This is a genomic window from Cobetia sp. L2A1, from assembly GCF_009796845.1.
In the GTDB taxonomy this organism is placed as follows: domain Bacteria; phylum Pseudomonadota; class Gammaproteobacteria; order Pseudomonadales; family Halomonadaceae; genus Cobetia.
This window is the reverse complement of sequence record NZ_CP047025.1, coordinates 543352-564317: the sequence shown is the minus strand read 5'-3', so window position 1 is coordinate 564317 and position 20966 is coordinate 543352. Positions and strand designations below refer to the sequence as shown.

The following is a 20966-nucleotide window of genomic DNA, read 5'->3' as shown; positions in this document are numbered from 1 at the left end:
TTGAAATAGGGATCAGCCATGCCAACAACGATTGATCACTTACCTGGCGATGGTGAGCCACTGAACGATATCAGGCCATTGAGCGCCGAGACCTTCGCACGTCTACCGCAGGGGTTTACTGCACTGATAACTGGGGCAGGTGGCGGTATCGGGCACGCCCTGGTGGAAGCACTACTATCGCATCCACGCTGCGGACGCGTACTGGCGGTGAGCCGCAATACCTCACGCCTGCCGTCGCACCCGATGCTGGTGGCGTTCGACGCTGATCTGACGACAGATAACGGCATGGTAGCGCTTGGCAAGTGGCTGGCCGCCATGCTGGATGATGAGCAGCAACAGGGGCAGCCACCGGCCCTGACCCTCAACGCGATGGGCCTGCTGCACGATGAAGACGCCGAACTGTGGCCAGAGAAGCGCCTGGAAGATCTCGATATGGCGGCACTGACACGCGTGCATCAGGTCAATGCCTTCGTCCCAGCGCTGCTGCTGAGCCTGCTGGCACCACGCCTTCGCCGTCGCACACCCGTGATATTTGCCTCTCTGTCGGCACGCGTCGGCTCGATTTCTGATAACCGCAGCGGCGGCTGGTATGCCTATCGCGCCAGCAAAGCCAGCCACAACATGCTGCTGCACACTGCCGCCATCGAAATCGCACGGCGTAACCCCGCAGCACTGCTGGTCGCGCTGCATCCGGGCACCACCGACACGGGGCTTTCCGGGCCCTTTCAGGCACGAGTACCAGAAGGAAAGCTGTTCAGTACGAGCTTTGTCGCACGTCGCCTGCTGACGGTCGCCGGCGAGCTTTCACCAGAATCCAGCGGTGGCTTCTATGACTGGGCGGGCAAGTCGATCGAGTGGTGATGACGCAATGACAAATGCGACATGCCTCTTGCGTATTGGGGCAAAGCGCTGGAATTGTGCATGGAAATTGAGCGCTGGGCGTGAGTACTGAAATCAAGTACTGAGATCAAGTACTGAGATCAAGTACTACAGCTGAAGATGCTCGCGGAACCAGTCAGTAATGAAATCAAGATAGATGCGCGTCTTGTCGGGTAGATACTTGCGTGATCGGAACAGCACCACCATCGAGCCATGCTCGTTCCAATAGGGTTGCAACAGCGGTATCAGCTCGCCGCTCGCGACGGCTGAGCGCGCAGCGAAGGTCGGCAGATAGGCCAACCCGAAACCAGCCTTGGCCGCCTCCACCACACCGAGCAGATTGTTGATTACCAACCGAGAGTCCGGCTCCACGTCAAAGGGCTGACCATTGAGCGTAAAGCGCCAATGGGCGCCCAGGTCATAGTTGCCGTAAAAGATGGTATCGAAGGCGCGGATATCCTGCGGCTGCACCGGTGGTGCATTGACGCGTGCCAGATAGTCCGGTGCCGCAAATAACCCATAGACCACCTTGCACAACGGCCGCGAGACCATCGAGGAATCCGCTAGCGGCCCCATCCGAATCGCCAGATCCACCGATTCATCGATCGGCTCGAAGCGCTGATCCTCCAGCAGGATCTCGACACTGACATCGGGATAGCGCCGCATGAAGGCCGTGGTCGGCTCAGCCAGATACATGAAGCCGAATGACACCTGTGCCGAGACCTTGAGCTGTCCCATCGGCTGAGAAGTCACCGACTGCACCCGCGCTTCAGCCGACTCCAGCTCCTCGAGAATGCGTAGGCCGTGCTCGTAGTAGATACGCCCTGCCTCGGTAAGATGCAGCTTGCGGGTCGAGCGATTGATCAGACTTACGCTCAATTCCGCCTCCAGCGACGCGACTCGCTTGGAGGCCAGCGACTTGGAAATACCTAAACGCCGGGCCGCTGCCGTAAAGCTGGACGCGCGTACTACTTCAACAAATACACGTAGAGCGTCAAGAGCTGCCATTCAATCTCCACTACCGAATTCGGAATCATCTTGGCCCTTTAAAGTGTAAGCGCACCTTGAAGACATCCACTTCACAAGTTTCCATATTGGAAACCCTAGTTTTCGATTGTACGCGCTTATTCTCCAAAGCGAAGACCCCTATACTAGGCCCTCAAACATGCGGGAGCAGATACATCGCGGCATCGATTGCCTGCTTCCGGACTAGACCGTGAATGGCCTGACCTGCGTGGCGCAGTCAGGTCGCTCAGGTTCGCGCTCAGGTAGTTGCACTGCTCATCCCACCGGGTCTCGGTGTCTGGTCTGCATGGCGACGCTCCCACGCGCGGTTTCGCTGTCGGCCCATCCCGGGTCTCGGTGGCGATCTTCAGTGTTGTAATGCACGTTTATTGCGCGCCTGGCGATCTTTTGACGCCAGGCGCTTTTTTATGCGCGCACGATGGCAGTCGCGCTTCATCGCATGCCTACAACCACTTCTTCCACTTGAAGAACAAGTATGTCGAGAGTGCAGACGCCGCCATCAAGACCAGCGCAAAGGGATAGCCCCAGTCCTTGTCCAACTCCGGCATCCACTGGAAGTTCATGCCGTAAATGCTGGCGATCAGCGTCGGCGGCATGAAAACGACGGCCGCGACCGAGAAGATCTTGATGATGCGACTCTGGTCGAGATTGGTGAAACCGATCGAGGCATCCAACAGGAAGTTGACCTTCTCGAAGATGAAGGTGGTGTGCGGATTGAGCGAGTCGATATCGCGCAGCATGTCGCGAATCTCCTGCCGACGGCTCTTGTGGCGTGGTGAGACCGGAAGATGTCGCGTCAGCTGACGCAACAGACGCTGACTGTCGAGCAATGACTGGCGCACCTTATCGTTATAGCGCTCCTGCAGCAGAATACCGTGCAGCGTATCTTCCAGCGCCTGCGGGCGCACTGCCTGCTGGCCCAACACTTCCAGCGCGCGATAGACATCCTCCACTTCATCCGCCAGGTAGTCTATCTTCATTGCCAGCAGTGCCAATAGCACTTCCCAACCATCTTCAGGACTCAAGCGCTGACGACGCAGATGGTTGCGGAATAATCGCAGCAGGCCGATATCTTCATAACGCACGCTGATCAACTGGCGGCCATGCAGATGGAAGGCAATGTTGACGGTCTGTGGCTCTCGCCCACGGCGATGCGGAAATAACGACACTAGATGAATGCCATCACCGGCCAGATAAAAGCGCGATGAAGACTCGATCTCTTCAATCTCTTCAAGCTCTGGCAGCACCACGGTGAACTGCTCACTTACCCAGCGCTGTTCCTGCTCATCGGGCTGACAGAGGTCGATCCATAGCACGTCGCTACGCACCAGGATGGGGGGTGCCAGCTCATCACTGGCGAGCTGCGCCGTATGCAGCTCATGGGCCTCTTCGTGGCTATCGGCAAGGCGCGGGTGATTGCTCGATTGGCCTGCCCCGGGTTCAGATTCATGATCAGGTTCAGAATCAGGCAGCACGATGTGCTCGCCCCGCAGGCGGCCATCGTCGTGAAGGCGATAAAGCGTAATCATGATGGCATCCTGTATGAAAGCCGACGGTAACACCGAGCTGAAAGACAATCGGGGAGACAGACTGTCATTATCAGCTCGCGATGACGGTGGGGCTATTCTAGACGAGAAGTGTACAACTGCGGATGCGATGGATGATTGAACGTGGCGCACGAACCACACGCACGAAAAAGGGCGACTCAAAGAGTCGCCCAAAGACCGTGACTAGCTTGATGAGGAGAAACCTGAACAGGGGCCTGACTCCGCTGTTCTGGCCATCGCATTCCATGGCGGGAAGCGATGAATCGAGAATATGCCCTCTTGGCCACAGCGTCAATACTAATGAGAAATATTTTCATTAGCATTGACGCAGCGTTTATCTGTTCACCAATGCTGGCCTCTCTCAGCAGGCTGACGTATCATGCCGCCACAGAATATCAGGGTCGTGACTGGCCTGATGAGACGCCCACCTCGGACCTGACATCCAACTCTGGTGGGCACGAAGTACCTTCATGATCCTCTCCTCTTCCTGCTACATGGGGGGGATGATCGAAAGGAACTTCCAGACGCCTCCTTCGCTTGCGCGAGGGGGGCGTCTTTTTTGGCGCATAAAAAAACGGCCCCCAGTGGGAGCCGCTAGCAAGGACCGTAAATGATCTGATGAGAAGCCTCTCGGAAAGGGGCCTGACTCCGCTGTCCGAGACACCGCCACCCATGGCGGGGAAGCGATGTCTCAAGAGTAGAGCGATGGAGATGATGCGTCAATAGTAATGAGAAATGTTTTCATTAAGATCCATGACACAGATCAATTGCACGATCTTCGCCTCTGCCTCAGCCCTTCTTGTGCCACTCAAACTTCTTGAAGGGCTCGTCGATCGGCGTCTCGGCCAGGTGATTGGTGTAGTTGCTCATCACCTTCTGGGACAAACCCAGAATCACTTCCAGCACATTGCGCTTGGTGTAACCAGCATCGAGGAAGGTTTGTACGGTAGCGTCTTCGACGAAGCCACGTTCACGCACGACTGCCAATGTAAACGTGCGCAGGGCTTCCAGACGCTCGGTCGGCAGCGGAGTCTCGTTGCGCAGCGCTTCGGTGATGGCGTCATCAACCTTCATGGCCTTGGCGATACCGGTATGTGCCGGTACGCAATAATGGCAGCTGTGCTCGACGTTGATGGTCTGCCACACAACGGTGGTTTCTTCATCGTCGAAGCTGCTATCAAGGAATAGCTGATGCAGTACCTGATAGCCTTCCAGCAGACCCGGTGCTTCAGCCATCACTGCGTGCAGACCCGGCACCATGCCGAAGGCCTTGACGGATTTTTCGAGCAGCGGCTTGCTGTCCTGCGGGGCGTTGTCAGCGGTATACAGTGTGAAATCAGTCATGGTGACTCCTTCTTGTGTAAACAGTCGGCGCGATGCAGTTGGCAAATGCGCCACGAAATAATGATGTCGTGATCAGGTCACTCTTCAGCGTTCAAGCTTCAGGCGCTGAAGTTTCAGTGTCTGCGGTGAGCAGAAATGTCATGTGAATTCGCGCTTTCGACGTAGCAACCACATGAGCGTCGATATATTTGAGCATTCACTCATTTTTACTACTGACATGGCTGCATCACCGTGTGGTCTAGGAACACACTAACTGGATTTGAGCGTTCATTCAAGTTAAAATTGAGTACTCGCTCAACAGCATCTCATTCAGCACGGCTCATACACTACATCGTCAACATGACGAACAGACTGCACGCCGTGCCTCATCGTCAGGATCATCATGCCACGCGCCACCTTGCACAATCGTCAGGACTCTCTCGACCGAGCGCTGAATCTCTTCTGGCAAAAGGGCTTTCATGCCACCTCGCTGAAAGACATCGAGCGCACGCTGGATATGCGTCCCGGTAGCATCTACGCCGCGTTTGGCAGCAAGGATGGTCTCTTCCAGGAAGCGCTGGATTGTTACGCCACCCGTAGCCTGCGTGAGATGGAAATCATCATGGCCAGCCACGACTCGCCACTGGATGCCCTCGCGACCTATATCCGTCAGCTCGGCTGTCTGCGTGACAAGGAAGTGCCCTCGCGCGCCTGCATGCTGGCCAAGAGCCTGCTGGAACTCGGTGAGCGGGAACAAGCCGCACGCGACAAGGTCGAGATGTTGCTCGCCGGCATGGAGGCCCGCTTCTGTCAGGCCTTTAGAGACGCTCACGTGGCGGGCCAGATCATCGACCCTGAGCGCCCTGCTCACCAGCCGGAACGCCTCGGCCGCCGCCTGCAAGCCGAAGTCATGGGCCTGCGCGCCTACGCCCAACGCGAAGGCGACAGTGAGATCGTGCATCAACTTGCCGAAGACATCGCCCAGGATATTGAAGCGCTGAGAGTGCAGTGACCTAACGCTGACTCTGGCCACTTCGACCTCTGCACTCTCTCGATCAAGCTGCTAGAATCCCCGCCCTCTGCCAGCTATCTGGGCAGGTACGTGAGACCCAACACACTTCTTGTTCCTGCCCTTTTCTCTTGCCGATATGACTGCCATGCCGATGACACCGATTGACCGCACCTTCTCCGTTGCGCCGATGATGGAATGGACGACCCGTGACTACCGCGCCTTCGCGCGCGTATTGAGCCGTCGTACGCTGCTGTACACGGAGATGGTGACGACGGGCGCATTGCTGTTCAATCCAGACAGCGAGCGCTTTCTCGGCCACGATGAGACGGAGCATCCGTTGGCATTGCAGCTGGGCGGCAGTGATCCGCAGGCGCTGGCCGAGTGTGCGGCAATGGCCGAGCGCTGGGGCTATGACGAGGTGAACCTGAATGTGGGCTGCCCGAGTGATCGCGTGCAGAACAACATGATCGGTGCTTGTCTGATGGAGCATCCAGAGCTGGTCGCCAAGTGCGTGAAGGAAATGCAGGCACAGGTGAAGATACCGGTGACGGTGAAGTGCCGCATCGGCATTGATGATCAGGATGAGGATGCTGATCTCGAACGTTTCATCAGCACTGTGGCTGACGCCGGCTGCGATACCTTCAGCGTGCATGCCCGCAAGGCGTGGCTGCAGGGGCTGTCGCCGAAGGAGAATCGTGACGTGCCGCCGCTGAACTACGGGCGCGTGCATCGTCTCAAGCAGTCGCATCCGTCGCTGCATATCGGCATCAATGGTGGCCTGAAGTTGATGGGCGAGCTGCACGAGCAGCTGCAGCACGTTGATAGCGTGATGGTCGGCCGCGAGGCGTATCACAACCCCTGGTTGCTGGCGACGGTGGACAGTGAGCTGTACGGCGAGGCCGAGAACCCGCACACCAGCCGTCATGATGCGCTGCGCGCCTTCCGCCCTTACATCGAGAAGCGTCTCGCCGAGGGCGTGCGTCTCAACCACATCAGCCGTCACCTGTTGGGACTCTTCCTGGGGCAGCCGGGCGGACGCCAGTTCCGTCGTCATGTCTCCGAGAATGCCCACAAGCCGGGTGCAGGCATCGAGGTGATCGATGACGCCATGGCACGGGTGCCGGCACATCAACCGCAGTCCGAGAGTGCTTGAGTCATATCTTGACGCGGTGAAGCCTCACTCAGCACGGTGAGGCCTCCTGAACGCGATAAAACTTCACTTGTTGCCATGCTTAGCTCCCCCGACACCCGGCCTTCGTGCCGGGTGTCGTCGCTTGTGGGTCATGTCGTGGTCAGCCTCCTGCCAGCGTCCCTCTGTTCAGTTTCTGTACTTTCAGTGGCCCTGCCCGCCCTGCTCGCGCGCGTCACTTCCAGCCCTGTTCATGATTGATATCGGATTCACGCAACCCATGTTTCCTGAAAAATGTACCGTAATCTTCGTTAAAACAAGGACATGCATGACTATGGTGTGATTGTCTGACAAACACATCCACAGGCAGAATGGAGTGATATCGCACAAGGATCACACGGCCATGCCGGTCTGACCTGTGAAATTCCGACTCTGGAATTCCCGATAATAGAATTTCCTATAAAAATACCGCTGACGTTCTGCGCTCGTCTGTCTCGAGCGAACGCTATCTGCCATCCCTGCTGACACTTCCCTGAGGTTTCATGTCCCATTCCTCATCACACGGTACCGACGGCCGCGAGCTGTTCGGGCACCCCGCTGGTCTCTATCTGCTGTTCTCCACTGAATTGTGGGAACGCTTCTCCTATTACGCCATGCGCGCCCTGCTGGTGCTCTATCTCACGGATACCGTCACCAGTGGCGGACTCGGATGGAGCCAGGGCGAGGCCTTGCAGCTGTATGGCATCTTCACGGGTCTGGTCTTCGTCACGCCGATATTCGGTGGCGCGCTGGCTGACAACTGGCTGGGGGCGCGCCGTTCCATCCTGATCGGTGGCCTGATCATGGCGGCAGGTCAATTCGTGCTGGCCATTCCTTCTGCCTCAAGCGGATTCGATGCCGAAACGTTGCTTTACGTCGGACTGGGGCTGCTGGTCATCGGCAATGGGCTGTTCAAGCCCAATATCTCGACGATGGTCGGCGGACTCTATGCACAGGGCGATCATCGCCGTGACGGCGCCTTCACCATCTTCTACATGGGCATCAATATCGGGGCGCTGATCTCCGGCATCGTCGCGGGGTCGATGGCTGAGGGCTATGGCTGGAATGCGGGTTTCCTGGTCGCCGGTATCGGCATGCTGCTGGCGGTGGCGATTCAGCTTATCTTCGCACCACGGCATCTGGGTGATCTTGGCGTGGAGCCGATCGCCAGACGTGAAGCTCGCCTGAGCAAGAACACGACATCCAAAACACCGCTGACGCGTGAAGAACGTGACCGCATCAAGGTCATCATGGTGCTGGGCTTGTTCACCATCCTGTTCTGGGCCGGTTTCGAGCAGGGCGGTGGCCTGATGGCACTCTACGCACAGGATTACACCGACCGCATGCTGATGGGCTTTGAAGTCCCGGCGGCCTGGTTCCAGTCGCTCAATCCACTGTTCATCATCATCCTGTCGCCACTGCTTGCCGGGCTCTGGTCACGCATGAAAGACCGCGAGCCCAGCTCGCCGGTCAAGTTCGCCTTCGGCCTCATCTTCCTGGGCGTCGGCTTCGTCTGCATGATCGGTGCCGTGCTGGAACAGCAGACCGCCGGCAGTGCCTCGATGATGTGGCTGGTGGGAGCCTTCTTCTTCCATACGCTGGGTGAGCTGTGTCTGTCGCCGGTGGGCCTGTCGATGGTCACCAAGCTGTCACCGGTGCGCATGGGCGCGTTGATGATGGGCGCCTGGTTCGCCTTCATCGCACTGGCCAATTATCTGGCGGGCATGATCGGCTCATTGGTTGGCGAAGCCGGTGCCATGAGTGTCTTCGGCGGCATCGCCATCACTGGCGTACTGGGCGGCCTGCTACTGTTGGTATTTGCAGGCAAGCTGGTGGACTGGATGCACGGTGCCGAATCGAGACATGCGCCCCTCAATACACAGCTCAACGAGGACTGAGCACATCCTTGCTCTACCAGAACGGCATGCCAGAAAGACAAAAGCCCCGCTCAGTGAGCGGGGCTTTCTATTTGCCACCTGGCCGTTAGATCGAATCAGGCACAAATAACTGCTGGAAATTATCCACAGCGCTTTCAGCATCATCAATCGCATGGAAGCGTGCCACGTGATAGAGCGCCTCACCCTCATTGGCCAGCGGCAGATTGGCCATACCGATGATGATACCGTCGGCAGGCGATAGCACTTCACTCTCGCTGTTGCCGAACGGGTCAGCGACCATGCCCAGCACCTGCCCCTTCTCGACCCGATCCCCCAGTCCGACACGACTCTGCACGATGCCATCGGTAGAGGCACGTGCCCAGCTGGAACCGTTGGACATCTCCACCGCACGCTTGGTGGTGCTGCGATCACGGTCTTTGGCCAGCATGCCGATGGCGCGCATCACGCGCTTCACACCACTGACACCGGGGCGGATCGCCCACTCATCGAAGCGTAGTGCTTCGCCAGCCTCATAGGTGATGACCGGCACACCGCGCTCGCTGGCGTAAGCACGTAGACTGCCCTCGCGCAGCTCGGCATTCAGCAGTACCGGTGCCCCGAAGGCATCCGCCATTTCACGTGTGGCGTCATTGCCCTTCATGGTGGCGCGAATCTGCGGCAGGTTGGTACGGTGAATCGCCCCCGTATGCAGATCGATGATATGCGTGGCCTGATCGGCGATCTGCTCGCGGAATAGCGCTGCCACACGCGACCCCAGTGAACCGCTCTCGCTGCCGGGGAAGCAGCGATTGAGGTCACGGCGGTCCGGCAGATAACGGGTGTGCTGCACGAAGCCGAAGATATTGACGATGGGTACCGCAATCAGCGTACCGCGCAGTCGAGACAGGCTGGTACTTCTCAGCAGACGGCGCACGATCTCGACACCATTGATCTCATCACCGTGAATCGCGCCACACACCAGCAACACCGGGCCGGGCTGGCGACCATGCACCACCTCGACCGGAATATGCAGCGGTGCATGCGTGTAGAGCTTGGCTACCGGCACATCGACCTGTGCCCGTGTACCCGGCGCGATCCGGGCACCACTGATTTCAAACGGAGCGCGTGACATCGCCACCTCATGACCAGGCTCTTTGCAGAGCAAACGACAGAAAAATCATAACCGCCAACCGCAGACTGCCAACGCGGCGACGAAAACCTCCACCCACGCGTAGAGCAGACGCTACCCATCATGCCTGTACGGCAGGCCTAGCGAAATGCCCATATCAGCATGCGCCTTTTAACGCATTGATGCTGTCAGGGAAAGACATCTTTGTGCACAACGGGGGTGATGCGCGCCAGTTTTTGTTGAACAATGCCTGACAGGGTCAATGCACTGACACCTGATTCAGCCATGCCCTTTAGACGTTCAACCGCCTTCTCCAACACGAGACGCCTGTGACCGATCTTCTCGATTCTCTGCTGCACCTGCCCGATTACTCCGCGATGGCGTGGGTACTTATCATTGCCGCCACCTATCTGACCGGTATTTCCAAGGGCGGTTTCGCCGGTGGGTTCGGCTCGTTATCGGTACCGCTGATGGCATTGGCGATCGGCCCGCTAGAGGCAGCGGGCCTGTTGCTGCCACTGCTGCTGGTGATGGATGCATTGAGCATCAAGGCGTGGTGGGGCAAGCAGCTGTGGTCGGAATTACGCCTGATCCTGCCCGGCGCAGCGATAGGTATCGCCTGCGGCACCCTGCTGTTCGGTGAGCTGAACGAGAACATGATTCGCGGCCTGTTGGGCATCATCTCGCTATTGTTTGCCGCCTACATGCTATTCAAGCCGACCACGCAACGCCCACTGCCGCAATGGCTGGCATTGCCGGCTGGCACCGCTGCCGGTTTCACCAGTTTCTTCGCCCATGCCGGCGCACCGCCTTACAACCTGTACATGATTCCCCGCCAGCATCCCAAGGCAGCGTTCATCGCCACTACCGTGGTCGCCTTCGGCGGCATCAACTTGATGAAACTAGGGCCGTACCTGGCCCTTGGCGAAATCAACCTCACCAGCTTCTCAGCCTCACTATTGCTGGTACCTGTCGCCTGGGCCGGCGTGAAAAGCGGCCTGTGGTTGCAGTCACGCGTCAACGAGACACTGTTCTTCCGCCTGATCATCATTGCCATGGCCATTGTGGGTGTGCAGCTGCTCTACAAGGCGTGGGGCTAACCCGCCAGCGAGCTACCCGGCTACTTGTAATGACCTTTCTGCACATCTCGGAGTCTTGCCTTGCCGCACCGTATCAGCGACTACCACGCCCACCTCTACTATGACGATGAACAAGGGCTGGCCGCGGCCAAAGCGCTTGTCGCCAACGCTGAGCAACACTTCTCGCTACGCGTCGGGCGCTTCCATGAGACACCTGTCGGCCCGCACTCGCTGTGGAGTTGCCAGTTGTCGTTTGCCGCTGATGACTTCGCCGATATCGTGCCATGGCTGGCACTGAATTGAGGCGCGCTGGATATCTTCGTGCACGCCGGTACCGGTGATGACCTGTTCGATCACACCCAAGGCGTGATGTGGCTGGGCAACTCTCACCCACTGAATCTGGCCGTCTTCAACACCGTCTGAAGCCTACGGCCCACATCGCGCGCTATGATGGCCTGAATACTGAATTTCTCCATGTACCCGCAAGGATGTCTCTCATGAACCAATCGCGCCGCAAGACTCAACTACGCCGCTTAACGTCACGCACTGCATTGGTCGGCTTGATCGCATCGGGATTGCTGCTCAGCGGTTGTGACGACAATGAGGTCGGTGATGTCTCGCTGGGCCTCTTCACCACCAAGGATATCAAGATCGAGAGTCTGATCGATCCCAAGGTACCGGGCGTGACCTGCCACCTGAGCAACATCGAGGCGAACCTTGATTTCTCCGACCCCTCCGACATGAGTATCACCTGTCGTCAGACCGGCCCGATCACCGCCGAGATGATCGCCGAGATCGACACTTCCAAGAGTGGCGAGGAGGTCTATCGCAAATCCAAGAGCGTGCTGCTCAAGAGTCTCAGGATTCGCCGAATACTCGATCGTGATTCCCAGAGCCTGCTCTATATCGCCTATAGCACCAAGGAAACCAGTGGTAGCTTCAAGCACGCTCTGAGTAGCGTACCGCTGTGGGGCAGCGATGCCTGGCAGGCGCCAGCCGCACGCTAAGTCGTCATTTACTTATCAAGATAAAGCTTGATCACCAGGCCTTGAAGTTACTCCCCACAGCGCCAACGTCATGGGTAACGGCCACCCGCCGGATTCTCTTTCGAACGGCACAAGGAGTGACATGCGATGTCGAGCCCTGAGCATAAGCAAAAGATCTGGAAGCTGATCAAGGACGTGAAGGTCGGCATGCTGGTGACGCAGGATGGTAACGTCCCACGTGCCCGCCCGATGCATCTGGTGCAGGACGAATACGATGGCACGCTCTGGTTCTTTACGCGTGCCAGTGCCGAGAAGGTGCTTGAGACCAAACAGGACAGCGAAGTCTGCCTGAGTTTCTCAAATCAGGATGACGGCACCTACGTCTCGCTATCAGGACACGCCAACCTGCACCGTGATCAGGGTCTGATCGACAAGTACTGGAATCCGTTCGTGGCTGCCTGGTTCCCCGAGGGCAAGGATGATGCGGATGTCACCCTGCTGGAGATCAAGGTTCAGTTCGGTGAGCACTGGAAGGCCAAGGAGAGCAAGGCGTACCAGCTCTATGAGATTGCACGCGCCAATCTCGACAAGGGCCACACGCCAGACATGGGCGAAAACGAGAAATTCGGTAACGACTAAGCACTGCTCACTGACTGAGTGTTTATGTGCCAGACCGCATACGACAACGCCAGCCCTTGGGCTGGCGTTGTCGTATCTGGCTTATTCAGGTCTGGTGGCAGGCTATGCCTTCATGTCGAGCACGATGCGCCCTTCAATCTTGCCCTCGATCATGCGACCAAATATCTCGTTGATATCTTCAAGCTTGCCGGTCTGCACTGTCGCCGCCACCTTGCCTTCGGCGGCGAAGTCGAGCGCCTCTTGCAGGTCTTGTCGTGTGCCGACGATGGAGCCGCGCACCGTGATGCCGTTGAGCACGGTCGAGAAGATCGGCAGCGGGAAGTCCCCCGGCGGCAGGCCATTGAGCACCAAGGTCCCACCACGCCGTAGCATGTTCTGCGCCTGATCGAACGCCTTGGGCGACACTGCCGTGACCAGCGCACCGTGTGCGCCGCCGATCTCGCGCTTGATGACGGTTGCCGGGTCTTCCTTCATGGCATTGACCGTGACGGTCGCGCCCAGACGACGTGCTAGTGCCAGCTTGGCATCGTCAACATCCACCGCCGCCACATTCAGCCCCATCGCCCGTGCATACTGCACCGCCATATGCCCAAGGCCGCCGATGCCGGAAATGACAACCCACTGGCCGGGACGGGTATCGGTCATCTTCAAGCCCTTGTAGACCGTGACCCCAGCACACAGAATCGGGGCGATCTCAACGAAGCCAATGCTGTCCGGAAGTCGGCCGACATAACCGGCATCGGCGAGAGTGTACTCAGCAAAGCCGCCATTCACCGAGTAGCCGGTGTTCTGCTGGCTTTCGCACAGCGTCTCCCAGCCACCCAGGCAATGCTCACAGTGGCCGCAGGCCGAATAGAGCCACGGCACGCCAACGCGATCGCCTTCCTTGACATGGGTCACGCCCTCGCCCACCGCGGCGATGATGCCGACCCCCTCATGCCCGGGAATGAACGGCGGATTTGGCTTCACCGGCCAGTCACCATGTGCCGCGTGTAGATCGGTATGACAGACACCTGTCGCAGCGACCTCGACCAGAATCTCGCCTCGTCCGGGGCGCGGCACCGCGACTTCCTCGATAACCAGCGGTGCTCCGAACTCACGTACTACGGCGGCTTTCATGCTGCTGTTCATATCGCACTCCTTTCTAATTCAGAAACATACGAATCAATAAGCGACAGGAAGGGGGTGACATATTCACTCACCGCCACTCCCTTTGCCTGGAACCTTGAGCATCGAATGTCGGAAACACCGACCAGCGTGCTCCGATCGGTGAACGGCTGCCCTGCGCCAGATCATCAAAACGATCCAACACAGGGCATTGGCCGTCTAGAAGAAGCCCAGCGGATTGATGTCGTAACTGATCAGCAGGTTCTTGGTCTGCTGGTAGTGCTCGAGTGCCATCTTGTGAGTCTCGCGACCGACACCGGATTTCTTGTAGCCACCAAAGGCGGCATGGGCGGGATACTGGTGATAACAGTTGGTCCATACGCGACCAGCTTGAATGCCACGTCCCATGCGGAAGGCGACATTGATATCGCGGCTCCACACGCCAGCACCGAGGCCAAACTCGGTGTCATTGGCAATGGCGAGCGCCTCGGCTTCATCGCGGAAGGTGGTGATGGCCACGACCGGCCCGAAGATTTCTTCCTGGAAGACGCGCATCGAATTGTTGCCCTTCAATAGCGTCGGCTGGATGTAATAGCCATTGGCCAGCTCATTTTCCAGCTGCTCACTATTCCCCCCAGTCAGGAATTCAGCGCCTTCTTCGCGAGCCACATCCATGTACGCCATGATCTTGTCATATTGCTCACGAGAGGCCTGGGCGCCTACCTGCACATCGGTATCCAACGGATTGCCGCGCTTGATGGTTTTTACTCGCTCCATCACGTGTGCCATGAAGCTGTCATAGATACTTTCCTGAATCAGCGCCCGCGACGGGCAGGTACATACCTCACCCTGATTGAAGAAGGCCAGCACCAGCCCTTCGGCGGCCTTGTCGATGAACTGGGGCTCGGCATTCATGATGTCGGCGAAGTAGATGTTGGGTGACTTGCCACCCAGCTCGACAGTGGACGGAATGATGTTCTCGGCTGCGCACTTGAGAATATGCGAACCGACCGGCGTGGAGCCGGTAAAGGCGATCTTGGCAATGCGCTTGCTGGTCGCCAGTGCCTGGCCGGCCTCGGCACCATAGCCGTTGACGATATTGAGCACTCCGGCAGGCAGCAGGTCATTGATCAGTTCGGCGAGCACCAGAATCGAGGCTGGCGTCTGCTCGGCTGGCTTGAGCACCACGCAGTTACCGGCGGCCAGCGCAGGTGCCAGCTTCCAGGTCGCCATCAGAATCGGGAAGTTCCACGGGATGATCTGACCGACCACACCCAGTGGCTCATGGAAGTGATAGGACACGGTATTGGCATCAATGTCCGCTGCCGTACCTTCCTGGGAGCGCAGGCAGCCAGCGAAGTAGCGGAAGTGATCGACCGCCAGCGGAATGTCCGCATTGATTGTCTCGCGGATGGCCTTGCCGTTGTCCCACGTCTCGGCAACAGCCAGCAGTTCGAGGTTCTGCTCGATACGATCTGCGATCTTGAGCAGTATATTGGAGCGCTCCTGTACTGAGGTCTTGCCCCAGTCGGCGGCGACAGCATGGGCCGCGTCGAGAGCAAGATCGATGTCTTCCGCACTGGAACGCGGGATACGACAGAACACCTCCCCCGTCACGGGGCTGATGTTATCGAAGTACTGGCCCTTGACCGGTTCGACGAAGCGACCCCCGATAAAGTTGCCGTAGGTATCCTTGAAGGTGACAAGCGCATCTGCGCTGCCCGGAGAGGCATATATCATGGCTAACTCCTGTTGGCCGGATGCTCGCGATACGCTGTCGACTCTGGCGTGAGGCGATCAAGCGGCGAGATCAGCGACCTGTTGTTATGGGACTGACTCTGAATGCTTGGATGCAAGTGTTCGGCACGAGCCTTGGGGTGTGACAGCCAAGTGGAAAATGTTGATCTGTGCTGGTGCCTGCAAACATGCACATTCAGTGTTGTTCAAGGAGTACGAAGACGACATGCTGCCATGGGGGGAGGAAACCTCATCCCTTGGGAGGAGGTGGAAGGATGAAGAGAAGAAAAGTTACGCGGTGCATACCGCGAAGGCCGCAAGGCACAGCACCATGATATGGCGTTAAGCTCTAGCGATACTGCCAAGGCTCGTTTGGATATCGTGCCCCTCTCCACTGGTAAGGAGCCACCATGTACCGTGTGCTGATTGCGGATGATCATCCGCTGTTTCGTGATGCCATCAGCCGAACGCTGAGCATGCAGACGTCATCGCACGATGCGGTGAGGACTTCCGCGCCTGCGTGTGAACTATTGGAGGCCGCCAGCCTCAGTGAAGCGCTGGCGCTGATCGAGGTTCACGCCGATACCCTTGACCTGTTACTGCTGGACCTCGACCTGCCGGACAGTCATGGCCTGGAAGGATTGGTACGCCTGCGAGCCGAAGCAGACTGGCTACCCGTCGCCATCCTCTCCGCCCATGAAGAGCGCACTACCGTGTTGGAAGCGCTGACGCTCGGCGCAGTCGGCTATCTACCGAAATCCACCTCGGCTGAGGCGCTGCGCGAAGCACTCAGACGCCTACTTGCCGGCGAGGTGTATGTGCCGGCGAGCCTGATACGCACTACGCCACGTCTGGCATCCCTCCCATCGCACCCGCTCTGCGCCAACAGCGCCGATACAGGCACCGGCGTCAACGATGGCACCAGTGAACGACGCCATCATGCCTCTCCCCTCGCCCCCACCATGAGCGATACGGACTTTGCGAAGCACTGGCAGACGCTGACCGGCAAGCAACGCGGCGTACTGCAGCGCATGGTGCTGGGTGAATCCAACAAGATGATTGCCTGGCAGCTGGGCGTGGCCGAAACCACCGTCAAGACCCATGTCTCGGCCATCCTGCGCAAGTTGGGCGTTTCCAGTCGTGTCCAAGCTATTCTGATCGCCAGCCGTGCCCTGCCAGCATTGCCCGAGACCCAACGCACGATGCCCCAGCCAAGCCCTCACGAATGAGAGGCCGACCGGGGCATCGCGGGTGAAAATGTCAAATGAATGGCAGAGTGGCGCGGGTTACAGCAGCTCTCCCACCAGCACATAGCCGTTGAGCATGATGATGATGGCGGCGACCAGAATTCCCAAGCCTGTCACCCAGTGCTTGTTGACCAGGTCACCCATCAACTTGCGATTGGCGGTGAACATCAACATCGGTACCAGTGCGAAGGGAATCCCGAAGCTCAGCACCACCTGACTGGCAACCAGTACCTGCTGCTCCGGCAGGCCAATCAGAATGATGGCGATGGCGGGCGCCATGGTGATCACGCGGCGTAGCCACAGCGGGATACGGAAATTGACGAAGCCCTGCATCACCACCTGCCCGGACAAGGTACCGACGATGGAGGATGACAGGCCCGCCAGCAGCAGTGTGATGCCGAAGATCAGGCTGGCAGCATCGTGTCCCATCAGGGGTGACAGCAGCTTGTAACTCTCGGTGATGGAGGCCACACCCGTTTCGCCGTTGCCATGAAAGACCTTGGCCGCCAGCACCAGCATCGCCAGATTGATCAGCCCCGCCAGTGCCATGCCGATGATGACATCGAGACGGTAGTAACCCATCACGCGCCGACGCTCACCGCTGCCACGGACACGAATGCGATTCTGGGACAGTGCCGAGTGCAGATAGATCACGTGGGGCATCACGGTCGCACCGAGAATGCCGGCCGCCAGGAAGATGGCATGACTGTCCGGAAAGCCGGGGGTCAGCAGGCCGTAGATGATTGGCTCGACCGGCGGACGACTGAGGATGATCTCAAGCAGGAAGCCCGCCGAGACGGCCAGAATCATGGCACCGATGATCAACTCCATGAGGCGGAAGCCATAGCGTTGCATCACCAGCACGCCATAGGTGATGGCGCCGGTCAGCAGCGCCCCTTCCAGCATGCTGAGGCCGAACAATAGATTGAAGGCCAGTGCCGCGCCGAGAAACTCGGCAAGGTCGGTCGCGATGGCGACAATTTCAGCTTGCACCCAGAAGGCCCACACCAGCGGACGCGGGAAGCGTGCACGAATCACCTCAGCCAGATTCTGCCCCGTGGCCAGCCCAAGCCGTGCTGACAGCGTCTGGATCAGCATCGCCATCAGATTGGCCCACAGCACCACCCACAGCAGGGTATAGCCATAGCGCGAACCCGCTTCGATATTGGTGGCGAAGTTGCCAGGATCGATATAGGCCACAGCGGCAATCATCGCCGGCCCCATGAAGGGCAAGGCGCGCCGAATGCGACCCGATCTCGGACCCGAGGCCCCGGGGCGAGATGAGGGAGAAGTTGCCTCACCTGTACTGCTAAGTGACAGGCTAGCGGCACGACGTACGGTACTATCAGACATGACATTAAACATGGGGGGATAAACCTGTCAGATCAATGGTCCGCAAGACAATACAAGAAACGATTCACTACGATATGCGGAAGGATATGCCATGAGCATACACCCAAGATACGATCAATTCTCATTATAATTAATCATGCTGCTCAATAGTCATCTGCTATGCCTGATCTTGTCGCCCCGCCTTTCCGTTTTCCGTATGGCCTAACTGATTCACCAACAGTTGGCGTAGCCGTAATGGCTTGACTGGCTTGAGCAGAAAACCAAAACCGAGTGCTCTGGCCTGCGCCTTCAGCGCTGCCGCATGATCAGCGCTGATCACCACCACGGGTAGCGTGGGCCATCGCTCACGCAACGCCTGCGCCTGCACAAGACCATCCGGCTGATCGTCACCCAGCTGATAGTCGACGATCAGTAGATCAGGTGATACCGCGTCCTGTTGCGCCAGCAATGCCTCGCGCGTCACCGCGCAGTGAACGCTTGCGCCCCAGCCCGCCAACAATGACTGCATGCCGGCGAGTACATCGCGGTCATCGTCGATCACCCAGATAACGGTATTTTCAAGCGGTCGCGTGAGCGGAGCTGACAGGCCTCCCAGTAAAACAGGGGGTTCCACGATGCCAGCACGTGGTGATGCCACGATCGGCACGCGTACCGCAAAGGCAGCTCCGCGACCAGCAATCGAGTCGAGCGACAGCGGATGCTCCAGCAGACCCGTGATGCGTTTGACGATCGCCAGTCCCAGCCCCAGCCCGCGTTGTTCAGGGTCATGGCCCTGGGCTGCACGGCGAAACTCGAGGAAGATCGCCTCGCGCTGATGCTCCTCTACGCCCGGCCCGTTATCTGCCACCGTGATTTCCAGCCAATCACCACGCCGCCGACACCCCAACAGCACCCGCCCACCAGAGGTGCTGTCACCCATGGTCGGTTTACCAGCATGGGATTCAGGGACATAGCGCAGTGCATTGCTCAGGAAGTTGCGCACCACGCGCGCCAACAGCTGCAGGTCAGAGGCCACCATGACCTTGCTTGCCACATAGTGAAGCTCCAGCCCATACGCGGCACCCAGCTGGCGATATTCCTCAGCCAGTACATCCAGCAGCTCACGGGCATGAAAGGTAGTGATATCTGGCGTGAGCACTCCGGCATCCAATCGCGAGATGTCCACCAGCGTACCGAGCAGGCCTTCGACGTCATTCAATGAGCGACTCAAGCGCTGGACCAATTCACGCGGTTCAGCAGCGTCCGTGGAACGTCTTGCAGTAACAGAAAGCGACAGTCGCTCCTCGAGCGCACTGGCAAACAGGCGCGCTGCATTGAGCGGCTGCAACAAGTCATGGCTGATAGCGGCCAGAAAGCGCGTCTTGGAATGATTGGCCGCCTCTGCCTCAGCCTTGGCAGCGGTCAGGCGGCGGTTGAGCGCCCCCAACTCATCCAGCGTGCGATGCAGGGTGTCAGTGCGTTCTCGCACCTGCTCCGCCAGCAATACCGCGTGCTCAAAGGCAGCATAGGGAGCGCTCGGTGACAGGCTGCTCGACTCGACACGCTCGATCAGTGCGGCGTTGATCTTCTCCAAGCGCTGATTGCGTGCCTGCAGCGCAGCCAGTGCTTCACGTAGCGCCTCCGTTGGGCTATTCATCCCGCGCACTATCGGTAGCAGGTGGCTGACCGATCACCACGCCCGTGAAGGTCTGATTGATATGCATGCCGTGATGCTGCTCGCCATAGGTATTGAAGCCGATCACCCGATGCCGCTGCAGCAGGCGCGAGGCGTCAGCTTCCAACCCTAGCGCCTCGATCTCCATGCGCCGGAGAAAGCAGTCACACCCAATCGTGAGCAGCGGCGCTCCCAGTCGCACCTCAACCTCGCTGAAATACGCAGCCAGTTGAGTGAGAATTGGCGTGGCCTGCATGGCAGTCAGCACGATGCCAGTCTCCACCGCGCAATAGAACGTCAGGCTGGCATCTGCATTGACCCGTTGGATCGAACGCACGTAATGCGCCTCACCGATCCGCACCGCCAGCGGACAACGCGCGAATACCGCCTCCTCCAGCGTATCAGGCGTCACACCGGCCAGCCGCGCATATTCCTCGGCAGCGGGCTCGGCATTCAGCTCCAGTACGCGGCGGGTATCGCGATCCACCGCCGTCACCACCAGCTTGTCAGCCAAGGGGGTCAGATGGTGAGTGCTGATGACTTCGAACGGCAGATGCGTGTTGATCAACACTACCACCGCCGCCTGATCATGAAAACGGCCATCGGCGTAGACGTAGGTATGTGCGAGACGGTTGTCATCGCCGGCCGAGCCACCAAAACCGGGAATACGCCCCAGTGCGGCGTCCAATGTCGCCAACACCTGCTCTTCGCTGCTGGATAGCCCATCGAGCAGTGTAAGCGCAAAGCTGTGGCCAGTAACGGGAGCAACCGCCTGGGCACGGCAACGCGCCAGCAGATCATCGGTCAGCGCCTGGGCACGCGGTAGATCGAACCCCGACAGGTCTTCGATCAACACCTGAGCCAGCGCAAAGTCAGTGCGCGCAAAACCGATGGCGACGATGGAACCGCGCGCATAGCCCTGCGGCGTGATCTCGCCGGCCGTGGTACAGCCGCTTACCGATACCTCGCCAAAGGTGGCGGCCAGGGCCGGCCCTAGCAGGTCCAGCGCATAATCCGCCGAGCAGAAGAACAGCACGCCCCCCAGGTATATACGCCCACCTAGCCCGCTATCGAGCTGCTCGGCTAGCTCCGCCGCCGCCGCCACGGGATCTGTCAGGTGGCTGACACCGGTGGTCTGCGATGCAGAAAAGCGCTGTTCCACCTCGTCACGACAATGAATAGGACACATATGACGCTCTCCCT

17 protein-coding genes and 1 pseudogene are annotated in these 20966 nt (G+C 58.7%); 9 read left to right on the top strand and 9 right to left on the bottom strand.

The window, feature by feature from the left end:
* Positions 1–18: 18 nt before the first annotated feature.
* Positions 19–861: an SDR family NAD(P)-dependent oxidoreductase gene (locus tag GQR90_RS02485; RefSeq protein WP_158772747.1), complete on the top strand. Its 843-nt coding sequence runs from the start codon at positions 19–21 to the stop codon at positions 859–861.
* A gap of 126 nt (positions 862–987) precedes the next feature.
* Here the strand turns inward: GQR90_RS02485 and GQR90_RS02480 are convergent, their stop codons facing one another.
* The 3 genes from GQR90_RS02480 to GQR90_RS02470 all read right to left on the bottom strand — a co-directional run bounded on the left by GQR90_RS02480 (position 988) and on the right by GQR90_RS02470 (position 4796).
* Positions 988–1887, bottom strand: coding sequence for a LysR family transcriptional regulator (locus tag GQR90_RS02480; protein WP_158772746.1), 900 nt, complete (start codon positions 1885–1887; stop codon positions 988–990).
* A gap of 461 nt (positions 1888–2348) precedes the next feature.
* Positions 2349–3434, bottom strand: coding sequence for a magnesium/cobalt transporter CorA (gene corA, locus GQR90_RS02475; protein WP_158772745.1), 1086 nt, complete (start codon positions 3432–3434; stop codon positions 2349–2351).
* Between the two features lie 807 nt (positions 3435–4241).
* Positions 4242–4796, bottom strand: coding sequence for a carboxymuconolactone decarboxylase family protein (locus GQR90_RS02470; RefSeq protein WP_158772744.1), 555 nt, complete (start codon positions 4794–4796; stop codon positions 4242–4244).
* A 382-nt stretch (positions 4797–5178) separates the two neighbouring features.
* Between GQR90_RS02470 and GQR90_RS02465 the strand changes: the two genes are divergently transcribed.
* The 3 genes from GQR90_RS02465 (at position 5179) to GQR90_RS02455 (ending at position 8853) form a co-directional block, all read left to right on the top strand.
* Positions 5179–5787 carry a TetR/AcrR family transcriptional regulator gene (locus GQR90_RS02465; RefSeq protein ID WP_158772743.1) on the top strand — a complete coding sequence of 203 codons (609 nt, stop codon included), beginning with the start codon at positions 5179–5181 and terminating at the stop codon, positions 5785–5787.
* A 151-nt stretch (positions 5788–5938) separates the two neighbouring features.
* Positions 5939–6940, top strand: coding sequence for a tRNA dihydrouridine(20/20a) synthase DusA (gene dusA / locus GQR90_RS02460; protein WP_158775254.1), 1002 nt, complete (start codon positions 5939–5941; stop codon positions 6938–6940).
* A 518-nt stretch (positions 6941–7458) separates the two neighbouring features.
* Positions 7459–8853: a peptide MFS transporter gene (locus GQR90_RS02455; protein ID WP_158772742.1), complete on the top strand. Its 1395-nt coding sequence runs from the start codon at positions 7459–7461 to the stop codon at positions 8851–8853.
* A gap of 85 nt (positions 8854–8938) precedes the next feature.
* Here the strand turns inward: GQR90_RS02455 and GQR90_RS02450 are convergent, their stop codons facing one another.
* Positions 8939–9964 carry a succinylglutamate desuccinylase/aspartoacylase family protein gene (locus tag GQR90_RS02450; protein WP_158772741.1) on the bottom strand — a complete coding sequence of 342 codons (1026 nt, stop codon included), beginning with the start codon at positions 9962–9964 and terminating at the stop codon, positions 8939–8941.
* Positions 9965–10290: 326 nt separating this feature from the next.
* On the opposite strand from GQR90_RS02450, the gene GQR90_RS02445 reads away from it, so the two are divergent.
* The 4 genes and pseudogenes from GQR90_RS02445 to GQR90_RS02430 all read left to right on the top strand — a co-directional run bounded on the left by GQR90_RS02445 (position 10291) and on the right by GQR90_RS02430 (position 12665).
* Positions 10291–11061 (top strand): sulfite exporter TauE/SafE family protein, encoded by a 771-nt coding sequence (locus GQR90_RS02445; protein WP_325064283.1) that lies wholly within the window; start codon positions 10291–10293, stop codon positions 11059–11061.
* A 60-nt stretch (positions 11062–11121) separates the two neighbouring features.
* Positions 11122–11463: pseudogene (locus GQR90_RS02440) on the top strand (DOPA 4,5-dioxygenase family protein).
* A gap of 74 nt (positions 11464–11537) precedes the next feature.
* Complete coding sequence (locus GQR90_RS02435; RefSeq protein WP_158772740.1) at positions 11538–12047, top strand: CreA family protein; 510 nt, start codon at positions 11538–11540, stop codon at positions 12045–12047.
* Positions 12048–12173: 126 nt separating this feature from the next.
* Entirely contained in the window at positions 12174–12665 is a 492-nt protein-coding gene (locus GQR90_RS02430; RefSeq protein ID WP_158772739.1) for a pyridoxamine 5'-phosphate oxidase family protein, read from the top strand.
* 102 nt (positions 12666–12767) lie between these two features.
* Here GQR90_RS02430 and adhP read toward each other — a convergent pair whose 3' ends face one another.
* Together adhP and exaC are read right to left on the bottom strand one after the other, a co-directional pair.
* Complete coding sequence (adhP, locus tag GQR90_RS02425) at positions 12768–13796, bottom strand: alcohol dehydrogenase AdhP (RefSeq protein WP_199269461.1); 1029 nt, start codon at positions 13794–13796, stop codon at positions 12768–12770.
* Between the two features lie 195 nt (positions 13797–13991).
* Positions 13992–15512: an acetaldehyde dehydrogenase ExaC gene (exaC, locus tag GQR90_RS02420; protein WP_158772738.1), complete on the bottom strand. Its 1521-nt coding sequence runs from the start codon at positions 15510–15512 to the stop codon at positions 13992–13994.
* A gap of 407 nt (positions 15513–15919) precedes the next feature.
* Between exaC and GQR90_RS02415 the strand changes: the two genes are divergently transcribed.
* Positions 15920–16738 (top strand): response regulator, encoded by an 819-nt coding sequence (locus tag GQR90_RS02415; RefSeq protein WP_158772737.1) that lies wholly within the window; start codon positions 15920–15922, stop codon positions 16736–16738.
* A gap of 57 nt (positions 16739–16795) precedes the next feature.
* Here GQR90_RS02415 and GQR90_RS02410 read toward each other — a convergent pair whose 3' ends face one another.
* The 3 genes from GQR90_RS02410 to nosP all read right to left on the bottom strand — a co-directional run bounded on the left by GQR90_RS02410 (position 16796) and on the right by nosP (position 20952).
* Entirely contained in the window at positions 16796–18109 is a 1314-nt protein-coding gene (locus GQR90_RS02410; protein WP_233266399.1) for an Nramp family divalent metal transporter, read from the bottom strand.
* Between the two features lie 157 nt (positions 18110–18266).
* Positions 18267–19745, bottom strand: a complete 1479-nt coding sequence (locus GQR90_RS02405; RefSeq protein ID WP_158772735.1) for an ATP-binding response regulator — start codon at positions 19743–19745, stop codon at positions 18267–18269.
* Positions 19738–20952 (bottom strand): nitric oxide-sensing protein NosP, encoded by a 1215-nt coding sequence (gene nosP, locus GQR90_RS02400; RefSeq protein ID WP_158772734.1) that lies wholly within the window; start codon positions 20950–20952, stop codon positions 19738–19740. Before nosP ends, GQR90_RS02405 begins: the two co-directional genes overlap by 8 nt.
* Positions 20953–20966: the final 14 nt, after the last annotated feature.